We start from the raw sequence: 17707 nt of genomic DNA on the forward strand, positions 1-17707 counted from the left end.
TTACATCGGGATTTTTAAGAGCTTTTATTTTTTGTCCGGTACAGCTCCGGGGCATGGTTTGGAATGGAGATACAGCATGATGCAGAAGGAGTAAGCAAATGATGAAATGCGTAATCATGAAGGATATTGGCGGGGCCGATTGCCTGGAAGTGCGGGAGGCGCCGATGCCTGAGCCCAAGCCGGACGAAGCTTTAATTAAGGTGCATGCGGCGGGAATTTGTTATCATGATCTGCTGGACAGATCGGGTAAACTGCATGGCCCGAAGGCCGGGAACATTTTGGGACATGAGGTGTCCGGAGAAGTGGTTGAGCTGGGCAAACAAGCGAAGGGTCTTCAAATCGGACAACAGGTCGTCCTTTTCCACCGCATGTTTTGCGGACACTGCCGGTATTGTCTTGGAGGACGTCAGGATCTATGCAAAATGGGCGGCATTCTTGGCTCCAACCGGCCGGGAGGATACGCCGAGTATGTCTGTGTACCGAGCTGGAATGCCATTCCCCTTCCGCAAGGCCTTTCGCCGGAGGCGGCAGCCTTGGCGGTTTGTCCGATCGGTACCAGTGTCAGAGCCGTCATCTCTGTGGCGGATGTTCGTCCGGGAGATACCGTGCTGGTGACTGGAGCCAGCGGAGGTCTGGGACTGCATCAAATTCAGGTGGCCAAAAGCAGGGGAGCGAACGTCATCGCAATCACCTCATCCTCCGCCAAAGAGAACATCATCAGATCGGTAGGGGCTGATGAAGTGATTGTAAGTCCCGATCTGAAATTTTCCGGAGACGTTTGGAGTCTTACCGCAAAGCAGGGGGTCCAAGCGGTTCTTGAAAACGTGGTGAGCGCTACGTTCGGGGAATCCCTCCGGTGCTTGGCCCCCAACGGAATCGCCGTCGTATTGGGCAATACTGAAATGAGAAAGATCGAAATCGATCCGGGACTGATCATTGGCCGCCGGTTAAGAATAGAAGGGTCTGGAAACCCGACGCTGCAGGATGTCCGGCGTTCACTTCATTTGCTGGATACGGGGCAGGTAAGGCCTGTCATTGATCGAATCGTTCCCTTTACATCCGCCGCCGAAGCACATGCGATATTGGAGCAGCGCAGCGTCTCAGGCCGGATTGTTATGAAAGGATGGTGAGTATGCTTCATTTATCCTATATGTTAAACCGGTTTGCCCGTCAGGCATCTACAAAACCGGCACTTATTGATCAGCATGGCGTAACTTGGACAAGAGAGCAGCTGGTGGCAAGAATCAATCGGGTGGGTAATGCGCTCAAAGGATTGGGGCTAATCCCAGGCGACCGTGTGGGTCTATTGCACGAAGACAGCCGGCAGTATCTCGAAGTGGATTACGGAGTGATGGCGGGAGGGTATGTCCGGGTACCGCTGGACCCCCGTTTGAGCAAAGAGCAAATGGTATCCCAACTGAGGGACGCCGGCGCCCGGGCCATCATAGTCAGTTCCCGGCATACGGAGATGGCGGTAGAGGTTAAACGGGAGCTTGACCATTGTCTCATCTTGTCTACCGGCGGTAAAGCAGGCGAGGTTCTGGACTACGAGGAAGTTCTCAGCCTGGCAAGCCCCTCCATGCCGGAGCGGCTGAACCCTGATGCGCTGGCCAGTCTTAATTATACAGGCGGGACGACGGGACAACCAAAAGCGGTGATGCTGACTCACGCCAACCTGTATCATATTATTTCCAACGCACTTCTGGGCAGGCCCGTTGCAGCCGGCGACGTGTTCCTTAATGTGCGTCCGCTCTGGCCTATTGCAGCCATCAACGTATTGTTCCATCTATTAGGCGGCGCACTCATTGTGCTGGGAGGTCGCTTTGAGGCGGAAACCTTCGGCCGTCTGGTCGGCATGCATCGGGCCAATGCCACCTCCCTGGTTCCAACACAGCTGGTTAGGCTTCTGGATGGAGGCATTGCTCCGACCGAGCTGGCTTCACTGCATACGATCGATATCGGTGCGGGCGCCGTCCAACCCGATGTCTTCCGCTCGTTCCTGGAGCTTTACGGTCCCAAACTAGGCGTGCTGTATGGGCTGACGGAGGCGTCCTGGACGTGCTATTTGTCACCTAAAGAATTTGTCGTGAACAATGAACGTTCCGATCGTTTAATCCGGAGCGCCGGCCGGGAGATGATGGGTTATCGCGTGACGATCCAGGATGAAGACGGTCAGGTTCTGCCTCCGCATACGACCGGCGAGATCGTGATTCAGGGCGCGAATGTGATGCAGGGATATTGGAATCGCCCGGATCTTACCCGGCCGGTTCTGTACAATGGTGAGTTCCATACGGGTGATTTAGGACAATTGGATGATGAAGGTTACCTGTATGTGGTAGGTAGAAAGAAAGAGGTTATACGCAGCGGCGGAAGCTCGATCCTGCCTCAAGAGGTCGAGCATGTGCTGATGAATCATCCCGCCATCCGGGAGGCGGCCGTCGTCGGGGTGCCCGACCGGGAATGGGGAGAGTGCGTGAAAGCTTTTATCGTCCTTCGGCCGGGCCGTCGTGTCACTTATCAAGAGATCGCCGATCACTGCCGTCAACGTCTGGCCAGTTTTATGAAGCCTAAAATCATTGAAGTGGTGGAAAGCCTGCCCAAATCCCATTACGGCAAAGTTTTAAAACATCTGCTGGTTGCCGAGAACGCAAGTGTCAAAGGCGACATACTGCTATGAAATAAACGTTGAAACATAAGAAAAACAGCCTTAGTCCGGAAGGGCTGGACTGTGACCCGCAAGAAGGTCACCGTTCAGGTTCCGAACCAAGGCTGTTTCTTTTTCTGTCAATCAGTAGTTGCCAAGCTCCTTTTGGGCAGCCTCCAGGAAGGAAGTGTTGATCACTTGATTGAGATCAACATCGGTTTTGATTAAACCTTGTGCTTTATACCAATCATAGTCTAACTGAAGCGATTCCTGATTGAGCTTTCCGTAAGGGTCGATTCCGGCGGGAGCCATTTGCTTATACAGTGCGGCATCTTTTACCGTCGTATGTTTCGTTAAGATGCTTACCACTTCATCGTAGCCCTTTTGTTTGAAGAAGGCGTCGTTATAATCCCGGACACCTTTCAGATAGGCCGTCATAAAGCGATTGGCCACGTCAGGGTTATCCTTGGCAAACTTGGAGGAATAAAAGAGTACGCCGGTTTGCGCATTAGGGATGGCATCATGCACACCTTTCCAGTTGACCGCCAGACCGTTGGCTACATAACGAGAAACGAACGGTTCCGGAATGATGCCTACGTCCAGGGAGCCGTTGCCAAAGGCGGTCCCCATGTTCGGAAACGTCATTTCCAGCAGCTCGACGTCATTGAGGGTGAGCCCGCCTTTCTTCAGAGCGGCGGAAAGATGGACGGCATTCGAGCCTGTCTTTGAAACGACGGCGACTTTCTTGCCGCGCAGGTCTTCAAACGTTTTGATTTGGCCGGAATCGATCAGCTCCTTACGGACTAAAAAGTTCACGTAGTTGCTGTCGCTTCCGACATGCCCCTTGTCGGCAACAATCTGAATGTCAAAACCGCGGCTGAGGGCGTTATAAAATCCGGCACTGACCCCGCCGCCGCCTACTTCCAGCTGGCCTGCGGTGAGAGGAGCGATCATATCGGCTCCGGTCTCAAAGGCAACATCCTCCACATCGAGGTTTTGCTGTTTAAAGTAACCTTTCTCCAAAGCAATGTAGATGGGGGCGTCCGCCAATGCTTTTAAAGTTCCGACTCTCACCTTGGCAGGCTCGGCCGATTCGCTTTTCACCGGTGGTTTAGCTTCTTGTTCAGGCGGATTGCTGCTATGATTTGTCGTTGTGGTTGCCGATCCGCAGGCTGATGCCAGCAGCAAACCGGCGAACGATACTCCCAACAGTATTTTTTTGCCCCATTTTTTTCTCATCGTTGTAAAGTCTCCTTTATCCATTGAAGTTTAGTGGTCTTAGTTGCTGCGTCTTTCTGCGAAGGCACGCGCGCGATCCGCAAATCCGGCGGAAGCTTCGATGCCCAAACGCGCTGCATCAATCTCGGCAATGTGCGCCTTGACGGCTTCATTAATCGCCAGGCGGGCCAAATGGGTGGTAGCCTGTATTCCCGGTGTCGGCATGGCGGCTATCTTGACCGCGACTTTTTCCGCTTCCTGCAGTACGTTACCGGCTGTGATCCGGTTGACCAGCCCGTAGCGCAAAGCGTCGGCGGCGGATATCGTTTCGCCTGTAAGCAGCAGTTCCATCGCATACCCCGCAGGAATGATGAACGGCAGCCGAACGGCGCTAATGCCGGAAAGCATGCCGTGCTTTACCTCCGGAAAACCAAGCACCGCATGGTCTGAGGCAATCCGGATATCGCAGTGGCAGGCCAGCGTCAACCCCATGCCGATACAAAAGCCCTGCAGGGCGGCAATAACGGGCTTCTTGAGCGGTGTAACAAAACCTGGCAGTGCCCGTTGAAGGTCTTCGGTGGATATCGTTTTTCCCGTCTTCGACATTTCTTTGATATCGGACCCGGCGCAAAAAGCGCGCAACCCCGCCCCGGATAGCAGGATGACCCGGACTTCCGGGTCTGCCGCCGCCTCATCCCAAATCTCGCCCAGCCGAAGCTTGGCTTCAACGTCCAATGCATTGAGCGAATCCGGCCGGTTGAGGGTGACAAACGCGACACCGTCCTTTCGCTTCTCGTATAGCACTTTGCTGCTCATACTGATCGCTCCTTCTTATACATGTTTTCGCCAAGGCAGTAATTTCGCTTCCAGTTCATCCAGAAGAAGCAGCGTGATAAATCCGAGAATGGCAATGACGATCAATCCGACGTACATCTGCTCCACGGAGAACACTTGCCACGAGCTCCAGATCAAATGGCCGATTCCGGATTTGGCGCCAACAAATTCGGCCGACACGATCAATAGAAGGGCGCTTCCCCAAGCCAGCTTAATGCCGGCAAAAATGACCGGCAGTGCGGCCGGAATCACGACCGTTCGAAATATGGTCAGCCGGCTGGCGCCGAATTCCTTCCCTACTTCCAGATAGATGGCGGGGACGTTCATTGCTCCGGTCATCGTGTTGACGGCCAGAATAAAGAAAACGCCTATGGCGATGATCGCGTATTTGGAGGCTTCGCCCAGTCCAAAAATAAACAGGAGCAGCGGCAGTACCGCAATTTTGGGAATAGGGTAAATGGCCGCGATGATCGGGTAGAGCAAGGCGCGAATCACCGAAGACTGGCCTAGCAGGATTCCAACGATAAGCCCGGGGATTCCGCCCAAGGCGAAACCGATCAGAAGCCGCGATAAGCTTATGGTCACGTCATTAAGGAGCTGCCCGTTTTCAATAAGCTTCCAAAATACTATGGCAATTTGCGTAGGCATGGCAAAAAAACGGGTGTCTATCCATCCCAAACGCGCAAGCAGCTCCCAGAACAGCAGCAAGATAAAGGGCATCGTGATGGAGAGGATGCGGTACAGAATCTTGCGTCTGCGGTTCGCCCGCAGCACTTCGTTACCGAAACGGACAGCTTCGTCATGGTTCACATTGTCCAAACTCATGCTAATCTCTCTTTTCTCCTACGTTGTTTTTCGTTCAACTCTCGATCCGGCTGGCCTTGATCACCTCGTCCTTAAGCAGTTCCCACAGGTCGGAGGTTAATTTGCTGAATTCCGGGGTAGTGGCCAATTTGTGAGATCTGGGACGCGGAAAGTCAACGGTAACCTCCGCCTTGATCCGGCCCGGATGCGCAGAGAAGACGATGATCCGATCACCGAGCAATACGGCTTCCTGAAGGCTGTGTGTAACGTAAACCACGGTTTTTTTATTCTCGTCCCAAATGCGCAGCAGTTCTTCCTGCATCAGGAGTTTGGTCTGTTCATCCAAAGCGGCGAACGGCTCATCCATCAACAGCACTTCCGGATCATTGGCGAATGCCCGGGCGATGCTTACGCGCTGCTTCATGCCGCCGGATAGTTCATGGGGGTAGGCCCGGGCAAACTTGGCGAGTCCAACCTTGCCGATGAATTCCTCCGCCTTGGCTAATGCGGTGCGCCGATCCACCCCGCGTATTTTCAATCCGTAGGCCACGTTGTCGATGACACTCATCCAGGGAAAGATCGAACGTTCCTGAAAGACCATCGAATGCAAGGGGCGGTTCTGATCGGACGCTGCGATCTTGACTTCACCGGAACTTGGGGACTCCAGTCCGGCTAATATACGCAGCAATGTCGTTTTGCCGCACCCGCTGGGACCGACGATCACTACGAATTCACCGTCGCGCACCGTAAGGTTCGTCTCCGTGAGAGCGCTCGTCAACCGGTTGCCGGAAGCAAACACCTTGGCGACGTTGCGGACAGTGATCTTCGCCTCAGGTTTTGGCGGTTCGGGTGCAGGGCGCTGTATTCCGGGGTCTGAGTTTAGATCTGTTGCTGCCATCAAGTCATTCCTCCTAACTTAACTTGGCCCCTTATACTGCTTTGAATGAGTATCCACTAAATTCCAAACCGGATCCGTCAGCGTTTTTTTGGGGTAATCCTTGTATTGATTGGCATAGGCTTGAACGGGATCGCCCCAAAAGAATTGCTCATAAAGCACCCGTCGCACTGCCGGCGGGCTGCCGACCAAGTCCCACGCCAGCTTGATCAGTTTCGTCCGTTCTATGGCGCTGCGATCCGTGCCTTGATAATACTGGCGCAGTAAATGACCGATAGGCCCGTCAAAATCCGCCAGCTTTGCGGGACTCTGTAAAAGCGCGTCACCGCCGATTTGCCGCAGGATTTCGATCGCGCGAGGGTAAAAACGGGTACCCAGATTGCGAGCCATCTGCAGAGGCAGTTCTTCGGGCAGCCAAATATTGTCGTTGCCCGGAGAGGAGCGATGCTCTGCGGCGATAAGCAGGCCTTTAATGGTTTCCACCTGAATAATAAGCTCGCCCATGATTTCCTGAACGTGCAAAAAAGCTTTTCTATCGCTCGCGGATGTAAGAGCGTGGCCCACGGCAGCGATAAATTCGAGATTGCTGAGCAGCCGGACAACGGTTTGATGCTGTCCTAAAGCTGCGGCTGCGGGGTCGCGTTGAATTTTCAGCAAAGCCTCCGGATTATTCTTTATGAACACGCGCTCCCAAGGGACCAGCACATCGTCAAAAATAATAACGGTGTCCATATCCTCAAACCGGGCACTCACGGGATGATCATCCGGTTCATCAGCCACGAAGGATTCCCGGCAAACGATATTCACCCCGGGTGTATTGGCTGCAACGGCAAACATATAACCATGCCGCTTGTCTTCCCGGGAGCGCGGGTCATAAAACGAAACCAGGATTTCATCGACATAAGGAGCGTTCGCCGCTGCCATTCTTGCTCCGCTGACGATGATGCCATCCTCCGTCTCGCGAACGATTCGCAAACCCGGATCGGAAGCTTCATCGAACCTGGACGGGGGTTGCGAATCGTTCCTTAGCGGATCGTGCGCAGCTCCGGTACACAATAGATCATTCTCTTTGATAAACTTGTAATACGACTCGATTTTATTCGCATAGGCATGGCCGATGCCGGAATAATGACGATTGGCGTAATGCCCGGTAAGCAAGGATCGGGCATACTGTGAAAGTCCGTCCATCATACCGAAGGTCGCATCCGCATAAAACTTGAGGGCACTGTGCCGGCGGAGCAGATCTTCTTTCGATCTCGGCACCAGAAAGGCTATATTGGCACGGGATTTGTCCCCGCGATAAGTCAATTGATCGCGCGTATCGGGTTCATTCTGCTTATCCAGCAGTAAGGCGATGTTATGCACGGTTGCCGCGAATGCAGGATGATGCGCCACATTGCCGACCGCCTGGTTTCCCAGCCATACCTTGCGGCCGTCATTTATACGTTCCATATACTGTTTGCCCAAGCTCATGGTTCATTTCTCCTTTCTTCCGTAATGGTCCAAAACCGCTCCAGCCGTTTCTCCAAAGCGGTTTTATCGGATGCAAGGTATTGTAAGGCATACATTCGCGAAGCTTCCCCGGCATACAATCTTTCGTACAGTTCGTGGCGGGAGCCGAGCGGGCTGCCCACAATATCCCACGCTACTTTGAAGAGCTTTATTTTTTGGGATGCGGAAACGGCGGCTCCCCGATAATAGGTTTCCAAATATGCTCTAATCTCCCCGCTGTTTTCAACCGTTGTCGAAGGGGTTTGTGTATAGCCTCCGGCTCCGATTTGCTGCAATATTTCAATCGCTCTCGGATAGTATCTCATCCCAAGGTTTCGCGCGGTTTGCAATGGAATGGGAGAGGGGGTCAGCATGCCGAATTGATCTTTTTGCGTTACAATTTCCGATGCGTGCAGCAGCCCCTTGATGCTTTCGACCTGGACAATTAATTCTCCCAATTTTTCCTGCACGTTCAAAAAGGAATCGACGCCGATCGATTCGGCCAAAGCGATGCCGAGACCGGTAATAAACTCCAGTTTGGACACCAGGCGGACGACGGTTTGATGGAAGGTCAGCGCGTTGCTTTTCAGCGTATTATAGAACTTCCAAACGGCCTCCGGATTGCCGTGCAGCAAAACCCTGTCCCATGGAATGAATACATTATCGAAAACGATGACGGCGTCCATTTCGTCGAATTGGGCGCTTAGGGGGTGTTCATCTATGTCGGTTGATGCGTACGATTCCCGGCATATGATATGAATGCCCTGAGCATTTAACGGGACAATCAGCGCATGAGCATATTCAGGATGCGTATCCTTTACCCGATAGTTCGGGGCAATGATCAAATCGTGGGCGTAAGGCGCGCCAGTGGCAACGGTTTTTGCGCCCTTAATATAGATGCCTTCACTGGTCTCGCGCACAATTCTGAGATGAGCGTCAGGATCGCTTGTCCCTGCGGCATCCTTCGAACGGTCGATTTGCGGATTGCCGAACGCTTGAATCACGAAGCGATCCTCATCTCTTGCTATCTCGTAAAACCGGCGAATTTTCTCCGGATACCGCTCGTCGTACTGGCGAAACATCTCGCTTGTGGCATGCCAGCTGGTAATCAGAGTGCGTCCGAATTCAGACAATCTGCTCATCACGCCAAAGGTGGCATCCGCCCATATCTTGAAAGCTTCTTTTCGCTGCTTTAAATGCTCCGGCGCCGTTGGAATCAGGAAGGCATTATGCACATATTCGCCGGTCTTGGGACTGCGAAATCCGATTTTCTCCCGCATACCGGGTTCGTCGAGCATATTAAACAGCTTTTCAAGCGTCCGTAACGTTCCGGTAAATGCGGGATGAGTCGTTATATCTTCAATTTTCTCACCATTCAGCCAAACGCTCCGCCCATCTTTTAAACTTTGAATGAAATGCTTTCCCCTGGTTGTCGTCATTCTCTTGGCCTCCATCTTCCTTCATTGCCAATGGACATAAAAAAAGACACCCTTGTCAATGATGGTCAATGACAGAGTGTCTCCGGCGGTCCGGTAGAACAGTATTCCAATATATTTACTAGGCATTCTATCATTTCATTTTTCATTCTGTCAATAGTAAATAGATTGTTGATCGGCCGGCCTATCCTGCATGTATTAGTAAACTGCCGGAATGAGATTTATTCATTTTGGTTTTATCTAAAAAGTAGGTTGTAAAAATAAACAAAGTATACTAAAATAACCTTACACGAATACCAACTATATTAATTGGAATTATAGGCAATGGTTAGGCAAGGAGGTGAAACCAAAATTGGGAGCCGGGGTTTTGGTAGAGGTATCCGAGGTGAGTAAAGCATATAAGGCCGCAGGTAAAAACGAACAAATATTGAGCGGCATCTCGCTTCAGGTTAAAGAAGGGGAAATCATCTCTATTCTTGGCCAAAGCGGCTGCGGGAAAAGCACGCTTCTCAATCTGATAGCCGGTTTTGACACGCCCGATAGAGGAACGATCTATACCGCGGGTATCGAAGTGAAAGAACCTGCTAAGCGTTGTGTGATGCTTTTTCAAAATTATGGTTTATTGCCGTGGCGGTCGGTTTTGAAGAATGTCGAGCTGGGATTGCTGGATTTAACGGAAGCCGAAAGAAGGAGCAGAGCGCTTGCTTATCTTAAGCTCGTAGGGTTGGAGGACCGGGCCGATCACTTCCCGCATCAATTGTCGGGGGGGATGCAGCAAAGAGCTGCATTGGCGCGCGCATTGGCGATCCGGCCGCAAATTATTTTAATGGACGAGCCCTTCGCAGCGTTGGATACCTTTACCAGATATTACTTGCAAAATGAGCTTTTGAATATTCATGCCAATGAAAAAACGACCATCCTTTTAGTCACTCACGACATTGATGAAGCGGTATTTTTGTCGGACCGGATATTGATTATGAGTGCCGGCCCCGGACAAATTCGCAAGGAAATACCCATTCATTCCAGCCGGCCAAGGGATAGGGGGCATTCGGATTTTCAGCACTACCGGAAGTTGATTTTGGACGAATTCCGATTGACGGGCCCGCAGGCGAGTGAAGAATATAGTATTTAAAACAGGAGGCATATTCATGAACATCCGCAATAAAGCCGTCATTTTAATTTTACTTGTGGTCATGCTCATCCATCTTGCAGCTTGCGGGAAAACGGAGGGGGATTCCGGCCATTCGTCCGCAGATTCGGATCTGAAGACGATTAAAATCGGATATTTGCCTATCACCCATGCGGCTCCCCTGTACATTGAAGAGGAACTCGGCAAACAACATTTCAAGCATTTTAAATTGGAGCTGGTGAAATTCGGGTCCTGGCCTGATTTGATGGATGCTTTGAATACGGGCAGAATCGACGGCGCTTCCGTATTGGTTGAACTGGCCATGAAAGCGAAGGAGCAGGGCATTGACTTGAAGGCCGTTGCGTTGGGGCATAAAGACGGCAATGTGATTGTGGCCTCCAACGATATCCATCAAGTGGCCGACCTCAAAGGGAAGAAGTTTGCGATTCCCCACAAATTCTCGACACATCATGTTTTGTTCTATGAAATGCTGAAAAAAGCCGGTCTCCAGTACAGTGATGTCGATGTCGTTGAATTGGCCCCGGCGGAAATGCCGGCTGCGCTGGCGGAAGGCAGAATTTCCGGTTACGTTGTCGCCGAACCGTTCGGCGCGAAGTCGGTCGTGATCAAAAAAGGCAAGGCTTTATTCCAATCTGAAGAAATCTGGAAAGATTCCGTGGACTGCGCTCTGGTGATGCGGGGCGAAATTCTTAATAACCACAAAGAAGCGTCGCGGGAATTTATCACCGAATATTTGAAAGCGGGGGAGAAAGCGGAGCTTAAGGATGAAGAGGCCAAACAGATTTTGCGCAAATACATGAATATAGAAAAAGACGTATTAGATTTGTCTCTGCAGTGGATTTCCTACGGGGATCTAAAACTTACGGAGGAAGCCTATGAACAGTTAAGACAATACATGATCGAAATGGGCCTATCCAATAACCCGCCATCCTTTCAAGATTTCGTAGATAATTCATTCATCGACCAGGTGAAGGGATAGTATGAAAAGCTTCAGGACTCTTACAAACGTTTTGGTCAGCATGGTCCTTCTTATCGTGATATGGCAGGCTATCGTTCTAATTGGAGGCTATAACGACTCCCTGCTGCCTGCTCCTTTATCCGTAGGAAAAGCGGTGTTGAAGCTGCTTTTGGATGGAACGTTATGGACCCATTTGCAAGTGAGCTTGCTCCGATTCGCGGCGGGTTATTTTTCCGCCTCCATTACGGCCATCGTGCTGGGGCTTCTGCTGGGCAGGCTGCCTGTTCTGTGGGGGTTTGTCGACCCTATCGTGCAAGTGATCAGACCGGTTTCCCCGATCGCATGGTCTCCGTTTATCGTGCTTTGGTTTGGGATCGGGAACGCACCGGCTATTGTTATCATCTTCCTGGCGGCTTTTTTCCCGGTACTGCTTTCTACGGTGACAGCCGTAAGGAAAATGGATGTGACGTATTTGAAAGTGGCTCAAAATTTGGAGATCGGCCGGTACCATCTGTTCAGTAAAATTATATTGCCCGCTATTTTTCCGTTTATCGCCAATGGCCTGCATATCGCAGTAGGCACATCGTGGATATTTCTGGTATCAGGAGAGATGGTCGGGGCCCAGTCCGGCTTGGGTTTCATGATTGTGGACGCCAGAAATCAGCTGCGGCTGGACTTCGTATTAGCGGGAATTATTTTTATAGGTCTTTGCGGCCTTCTCCTGGATCGAATCATTCGTTTGCTGGAAAGGTGGATGGACAAGCAATGGGGGATCATCAGAGAATCCTGATGCGCTAAATTTCCACCACATCGATATCTTCCACGTTCTTTTGACAATGAGGACAGTAATAGGCCGGTTCGATTTCATGGCTGCAGGCTCGATGGACCAACTTTTTGTAGCATTTCACAAGGTGCTGCCGGCCCCAAAGGATCAACGAATTAAATACGTGCTCCAAGTCCTTTCCGCTATCGGTTAGCGTGTACTTGTACCGGGGCGGGTGATCCGAATAAAGGCTGGAGACGATAAGCCCGGTATCCTCCAGATATTTCAACCGCTCGGACAACATTTTCGAGGAAATGCCGGACAGCGACTTCTTGATTTCGTTAAATGTCGTTCGTCCCACCAAGATGTCATGAATGATCAGAAGAGTCCAGCGGTCGCCGATGATATTCAGGGTTTGCGCAATATTGCACGGTAAATCGTAGCGTTCTTTCATGGTTCAATTCCTCCGGAAGACGTTTTTTCAACGGTTTTCACTAGGTTAATAAAGGATACTAAGTTAATATTATAATCTATATCATCAGGTATTGGAATGCCTCTTGGGTATGGATTCCTATGCAAAATCACAGATTGAGGAGAGAAGATGGATATGGCATTGTATTTGGTAGAATCGGTATTGAATGGAACGGTCAAAGGTCAAGAGCAATTTGAGCAAACGATTACGGGTATTCAGCAGCACTTGGATCCAAAAAACATTGAGCTTATTGAAGTTCAGGTCTCCCGGGACTTTTCCAGAGCCTTTCTCATTTTTGAAAGCGGGAGCCGGCAGGAAGTGAACGAAGGATTGCGCGAACTCGGATTCCCCGTTACGTTAATCAAGCCCGTTCGCCTGGTAGGGCAGGAAGTGGAGAGCGTTAAGCGGAAATCGGATGCCATCAATTATTTGGTCGAGTGGAATCTTCCCGAAGGAATCACGATGGATCAGTATTTGGAGCGTAAGAAAAACAACTCGGTTCATTATGCGGAAGTGCCGGAAGTATCTTTTTCCAGAACTTATGTTTGCGAGGATATGACCAAATGCCTCTGCTTCTATGATGCTCCGGATGAAGACGCTGTAAAGAGGGCAAGAGAGGCCGTGAAAGCTCCTGTTGACAGTATTACGGAAATTCTGCCCAAAGCCAAAGATTAGAACATGCCTGGAAGGAAGTTGACTCGAATGGGGACGACGGAAAGGAAACATGTTATTGAAAGCTGCATCCAAGAGAAACTAAAGCCGGTCGTAAGAAAGATCGATTCGGAGGCTTTCTACCCGCTGGAATTTATTAAGGCATTGGGCAACGCGGGCGTATTTCAATCACGCCTTCCGCAGTCCGAAACCTTATTGCGGGATACCGGTCTCATAGAGGCAACGTCAAAAACTTGCATGACAACCGGGTTTAATCTATGGTGCCACCTGGCGGCTGCCACTTATTTACGCCGAAGCGGCAACCCGTATCTCAGGGAAAGCGTACTTCCCCTGCTTGAGGATGGCCGTTTGCGTGGGGGAACCGGGTTGTCGAATCCGATGAAATATTACGCGGGTCTCGAAAAATTGCATTTGAAAGCAAGGCGGGTGCCGGGAGGATATTCGGTTTCGGGGCAATTGCCGATGGTATCGAACCTGGGGACGGACCATTGGTTCGCAATCATCGCCTCCGTGGGGGAAAGTCAGCGGATTATGGCGTTTGTGCCCTGCCAAAACGAGAATCTGGCGATGAAAGAGAAAATCGGTTATTTGGCCCTGAATGGGAGCGCCACCTATTCCTGCTCCTTCCATGATGTATTCATTCCTGACGAATGGATAATATCCGAACAGGCGGACGACTATGTAAGCCAAATTCGGCCTGTCTTTGTGCTCTACCAAATTCCGTTAGGATTCGGAGTCACGGCCGCGGCGGCGGAATCTATAGAAAAAGCGGCGGACAGACAGGGGGGCTGCAACCGGTATTTGCCCATTCAATCGATAGAAATCAGGGATGAGCTGAATCGATTGAAGGAGCGATTGCACCGCATCTGCACATCCCCGAATGTAGCGGAACAATGGAAGCCATTATTGCAATTACGATTAGAGGTGGTCTCCTTGACCTTGAGAGCCGTTCAGGCCGACATGCTGCATCAAGGAGGATCGGCGTACTTACAGGTCAGCGACCCCTCCAGAAGACTGCGTGAGGCTTACTTTTTGGCGAATTTGACTCCCACGGTGAGGCATCTGGAGAAATTGCTGCAACAAATGTGAAAGGCGAGGCTCGGGATCCAAGGAAGGCGGCTGAAGTCTTGGGAGCCTCCTGGCAGGATGAGGTTTAGATGCGTGTGTCCAGCGGCATGCGCATCTAAACCTCTGTTTTTTTGTCCAAGGTCCAATTGCCGTGTATGACGGAAACTTTAGGACAGCCCACATGCAGTGAGGTATAATAATAATTGAATACCGCAGCGTCATGTTTCATGCGGTTCGAACCCGGGCTTTGGGCTTCGCATCGAGCCGCATAGTTCCGCATAGTAAAAAGGAGTGTATAGGGAAATGGATAAAGTCATGTTTATTGAAATCGGTATGGGGATTGATCTGCATGGGCAAAACGTGACCAAGGCAGCCGTCAGGGCCGTTCAAAATGCCATCCATCATAACTCCATGCCCGGTCTTCGGTCTGTGCTTCCGGATCACGACATTCACAACATGAAGGTAAATGTAAGACTGGCTGTTCCTGCGGACAAGGAGAAGCTGAACCTGGATGTCGTTAGAGCAGAACTGCCTTACGGCGAGGTAACCTTCGAAGTGACCGATGGAGGCATGCTTACATCCAGCGGTGTTGTTCTTGCAGATAAAGAAGATAAAAACGACCTTGTCTATGTGGTTATCGCCTCTGTTGAAGTTGGTTATTAATGATTCTGATAGGGCCTGCCTTCGGACCTGCAGCCGCAGGTCTTTCATTTGCATGATCATAAGCCGGGCGAAGATAAAGATAGACAGGTTCAACGATCGTCCAATCCGGCGCGGCAGTCTGGAACTTCATGATCATGTTCCGGAGTGCCATTTTTTTCTGCGCATATCGCGACCGGTTGTCCGTTGGGAAAAGGATGCCTCTGTGGTATAGTGGAAGAAACAAAAGCGGAAACGGAGCGAACACAGCATGATGCAGGATGTGAATAAGCCGCAGCAGCGAAAGCGTAAGCCAAACAGCGCGCCGGACAAGCGTTACACTACGGCAGCCCCAACGGTGGAGACTAAACCTGCCCAACGAAGTAAACCGCAAGCGGCCCATCGGCCGGGAAACAAGGGGCAAAAGCCGTCCGGTTCATTTGGAGGACCCTCCTCGGCGGAGGATGTGCGAGTGGGGGACCGGATTATTGTCACGATCAAACGGATTGGAATCAACGGTGAAGGTGTCGGTTATTACAGACGCAAGGCCGTATTTGTCAAGGGAGCTCTGCCCGATGAAGTCGTCAAGGCGAAAATTACCAAGATGGAGCCCGGTTATCTGAACGCGGACATTATCGAACTGGAGAAACGGTCCCCCGACCGCCGGAAGCCGCCCTGTCCCGTTTATGAAACCTGCGGAGGCTGCCAGCTGCAGCATATGACCTATGAGGCGCAGCTGAGGGCGAAAGAAGAACTGGTGCGGGAATCGTTCCAGCGCTATGCCGGTCTTCACGAGCTGCCGATGCGGCCGATTCTGGGGATGAGCGACCCGTGGGGCTACCGCAACAAAGCCCAATTGCAGACAGGGCGTGAAGGTGAAAAGATGATTACGGGTCTTTATGCGGCAGGATCGCACCGCTTGGTCGATATCAGCGGGTGTGCTGTACACCACCCTTTGGTTAATCAAGTCATCGATCAGGTGAAGGCGATCTTATCGGAGCTTCAGATCCCTATCTACGATGAGCGTACTCGCGAGGGGGCGGTCCGAACCGTTGTCGCCCGGGTCGGTCAAGCCTCCGGGAATGTACAGCTGACGCTGATTACCGCCACCGACCGCCTGCCGGATTCCAGGCGGCTTGTGCAGCGCATCCGCGAGACGCTGCCCATGGTCACCACGATTGCCCAGAATATCCATAAGGGCAAGTCGCCGCTAGTATTCGGGGAGAAGACCGTCGTGCTTTGGGGACAGGAACGGCTCGAGGAAACGCTCGGCGACGTCCGCTTCTCTTTATCCCCGCGCGCGTTCTTCCAACTCAACCCGGAGCAGACGGTGAAGCTGTATAACGCCGTGCAGGAGGCGGCCTCGCTCAGCGGTTCGGAGCTGGTCGTCGATGCCTACTGCGGTACAGGCACGATCGGCCTGTGGCTGGCCCCCTATGCCCGGGAGGTTCGGGGCATCGAGATTATCCCCGAGGCGGTGCAGGACGCACGGGACAATGCGCGCGCGAGCGGTATCGAGAACGCGCGCTTCTTCGAGGGCCGCGCCGAGCAGCTGCTGCCCGAGTGGGTCAAGCGCGGCATCAGACCCGACGTCGTCGTCGTCGACCCGCCGCGCACCGGCTGCGAGCGCCCGCTGCTGCAAGCCCTTTTGCAAGCCCGGCCGGCGCGGCTGGTGTACGTATCGTGCAACCCTGCCACCTTGGCCAAGGATTGCCAGGTGCTGCTCAGCGGCGGCTACCGCCTTGAGTGGGTGCAGCCGGTGGATATGTTCCCGCATACCGCGCATGTGGAGTGTGTAATAGGAATGCAACGAATCGATACGTAGAAATCCTTTATTTTCAACACTTTGCGCGTTTTATGACTTTCACGGCAGACGGCAGCGACTTCAAAAATAAGGTGCTTAAAGACAAAATTGAGGTTTCGGTCGTTTTGGACCTGGATTTGGACGTCGGGTGTGTAGACATGTTGAATTCATAGGAATAAGTTCACGGATCAGCTTCGAAAATGGAGTAGCTGCAACATATGAATATACAAGAGAACACCCTTTATTGTGGTGTTCTCTTTTTATAATAGATACTATTCAAAAAGCCGGTTGCCCTGAAATATCAGCGCAACCGGCTTTTTGCGTGAAAATAGAAGTGTAGGATGACCAAGGTGATCGCTCTCGTCAATCAGAAAGGCGGCGCGGGTATCTTAGTTCCTTTGATACTGGTAAACAGCAATGATTATTTCAATCAACGCTAGTATAAGTAGAGGAAGGCCAATCGAAAAGGTGGCGATAAACCCCACAAAGCAATGTAATGCGGCAGCGATGAAATGACCTGGTATATATTTTTGGCGGTAAGAAAAGATTTCAATTATGAACCCGGCGAACAATAGAAGCCAGTAATAGGGTGCAGGTATTTGGGTAATCACATCATTATTATTCATAAATAAAGCAATAAATTCGATCAAGGATAAGATTAATACTCCATTGAGAACAAACGCGACTGTTGGGGGAATAGCATGTTTAATATTTTTGCTATAACGCGTAAGCACAATTGAAACTAACAAAATACAAATAGATATAATAGGAAAAGTAACCACGGTACACCCACCCTTCCATCAATTCGTTTTTATCAATAGAATAACATATCGCTATAGGTTAATACGCGTCAATTTAA

General features: G+C 51.3%; 17 protein-coding genes. 9 read left to right on the forward strand and 8 right to left on the reverse strand.

The annotated features are described in order from the left end of the window. Positions 1-98 precede the first annotated feature (98 nt). Both IJ22_RS23180 and IJ22_RS23185 read left to right on the forward strand, forming a co-directional pair. Entirely contained in the window at positions 99-1130 is a 1032-nt protein-coding gene (locus tag IJ22_RS23180) for an alcohol dehydrogenase catalytic domain-containing protein (RefSeq protein ID WP_201023569.1), read from the forward strand. 2 nt (positions 1131-1132) lie between these two features. After that, positions 1133-2677 carry a class I adenylate-forming enzyme family protein gene (locus IJ22_RS23185; RefSeq protein ID WP_062410459.1) on the forward strand — a complete coding sequence of 515 codons (1545 nt, stop codon included), beginning with the start codon at positions 1133-1135 and terminating at the stop codon, positions 2675-2677. Between the two features lie 111 nt (positions 2678-2788). Here the strand turns inward: IJ22_RS23185 and IJ22_RS23190 are convergent, their stop codons facing one another. From IJ22_RS23190 to IJ22_RS23215, 6 genes are read right to left on the reverse strand one after another with little or no spacing between them, the layout of a single operon-like run. After that, entirely contained in the window at positions 2789-3883 is a 1095-nt protein-coding gene (locus IJ22_RS23190) for an ABC transporter substrate-binding protein (RefSeq protein WP_062410460.1), read from the reverse strand. A 39-nt stretch (positions 3884-3922) separates the two neighbouring features. Continuing rightward, positions 3923-4678 carry an enoyl-CoA hydratase/isomerase family protein gene (locus IJ22_RS23195; RefSeq protein WP_062410461.1) on the reverse strand — a complete coding sequence of 252 codons (756 nt, stop codon included), beginning with the start codon at positions 4676-4678 and terminating at the stop codon, positions 3923-3925. 15 nt (positions 4679-4693) lie between these two features. Next, complete coding sequence (locus IJ22_RS23200; protein ID WP_062410462.1) at positions 4694-5521, reverse strand: ABC transporter permease; 828 nt, start codon at positions 5519-5521, stop codon at positions 4694-4696. A 34-nt stretch (positions 5522-5555) separates the two neighbouring features. After that, positions 5556-6398, reverse strand: a complete 843-nt coding sequence (locus IJ22_RS23205; protein WP_082660924.1) for an ABC transporter ATP-binding protein — start codon at positions 6396-6398, stop codon at positions 5556-5558. Positions 6399-6416: 18 nt separating this feature from the next. Continuing rightward, a complete protein-coding gene (locus IJ22_RS23210; protein WP_062410463.1) occupies positions 6417-7868 on the reverse strand; it encodes a 4-hydroxyphenylacetate 3-hydroxylase N-terminal domain-containing protein in 1452 nt (483 codons plus the stop codon). After that, complete coding sequence (locus IJ22_RS23215; RefSeq protein ID WP_062410464.1) at positions 7865-9325, reverse strand: 4-hydroxyphenylacetate 3-hydroxylase family protein; 1461 nt, start codon at positions 9323-9325, stop codon at positions 7865-7867. The genes IJ22_RS23210 and IJ22_RS23215 overlap by 4 nt, the downstream gene beginning before the upstream one ends. Before the next feature lie 349 nt (positions 9326-9674). Here IJ22_RS23215 and IJ22_RS23220 point away from each other — a divergent pair, with 349 nt between their 5' ends. Genes IJ22_RS23220 through IJ22_RS23230 form a run of 3 tightly spaced genes read left to right on the forward strand, consistent with a single transcriptional unit; the run spans position 9675 to position 12220 of the window. Then, a complete protein-coding gene (locus IJ22_RS23220) occupies positions 9675-10454 on the forward strand; it encodes an ABC transporter ATP-binding protein (RefSeq protein ID WP_062410465.1) in 780 nt (259 codons plus the stop codon). A 16-nt stretch (positions 10455-10470) separates the two neighbouring features. Continuing rightward, entirely contained in the window at positions 10471-11451 is a 981-nt protein-coding gene (locus tag IJ22_RS23225) for an ABC transporter substrate-binding protein (RefSeq protein ID WP_062410466.1), read from the forward strand. A gap of 1 nt (position 11452) precedes the next feature. Further along, positions 11453-12220 carry an ABC transporter permease gene (locus IJ22_RS23230; protein WP_062410467.1) on the forward strand — a complete coding sequence of 256 codons (768 nt, stop codon included), beginning with the start codon at positions 11453-11455 and terminating at the stop codon, positions 12218-12220. 4 nt (positions 12221-12224) lie between these two features. Here IJ22_RS23230 and IJ22_RS23235 read toward each other — a convergent pair whose 3' ends face one another. Further along, positions 12225-12647 carry a winged helix-turn-helix transcriptional regulator gene (locus IJ22_RS23235; RefSeq protein WP_054818644.1) on the reverse strand — a complete coding sequence of 141 codons (423 nt, stop codon included), beginning with the start codon at positions 12645-12647 and terminating at the stop codon, positions 12225-12227. A gap of 153 nt (positions 12648-12800) precedes the next feature. Between IJ22_RS23235 and IJ22_RS23240 the strand changes: the two genes are divergently transcribed. The 4 genes from IJ22_RS23240 (at position 12801) to rlmD (ending at position 16869) form a co-directional block, all read left to right on the forward strand. Further along, positions 12801-13340: a DUF4242 domain-containing protein gene (locus tag IJ22_RS23240; protein WP_062410468.1), complete on the forward strand. Its 540-nt coding sequence runs from the start codon at positions 12801-12803 to the stop codon at positions 13338-13340. 27 nt (positions 13341-13367) lie between these two features. After that, positions 13368-14426: an acyl-CoA dehydrogenase family protein gene (locus IJ22_RS23245; RefSeq protein ID WP_062410469.1), complete on the forward strand. Its 1059-nt coding sequence runs from the start codon at positions 13368-13370 to the stop codon at positions 14424-14426. Positions 14427-14708: 282 nt separating this feature from the next. Beyond that, complete coding sequence (locus IJ22_RS23250; RefSeq protein WP_054818646.1) at positions 14709-15068, forward strand: Lin0512 family protein; 360 nt, start codon at positions 14709-14711, stop codon at positions 15066-15068. A 247-nt stretch (positions 15069-15315) separates the two neighbouring features. Then, the gene (gene rlmD / locus IJ22_RS23255; RefSeq protein ID WP_082660925.1) at positions 15316-16869 is read left to right on the forward strand and encodes a 23S rRNA (uracil(1939)-C(5))-methyltransferase RlmD; all 1554 of its coding nucleotides are present in this window, start codon (positions 15316-15318) and stop codon (positions 16867-16869) included. A 368-nt stretch (positions 16870-17237) separates the two neighbouring features. Here the strand turns inward: rlmD and IJ22_RS23260 are convergent, their stop codons facing one another. Next, positions 17238-17630, reverse strand: coding sequence for a hypothetical protein (locus tag IJ22_RS23260; RefSeq protein WP_062410470.1), 393 nt, complete (start codon positions 17628-17630; stop codon positions 17238-17240). Positions 17631-17707 lie beyond the last annotated feature (77 nt).

The sequence above is a fragment of the Paenibacillus naphthalenovorans genome (assembly GCF_001465255.1).
GTDB classification, from domain to species: Bacteria; Bacillota; Bacilli; order Paenibacillales; family NBRC-103111; genus Paenibacillus_G; species Paenibacillus_G naphthalenovorans.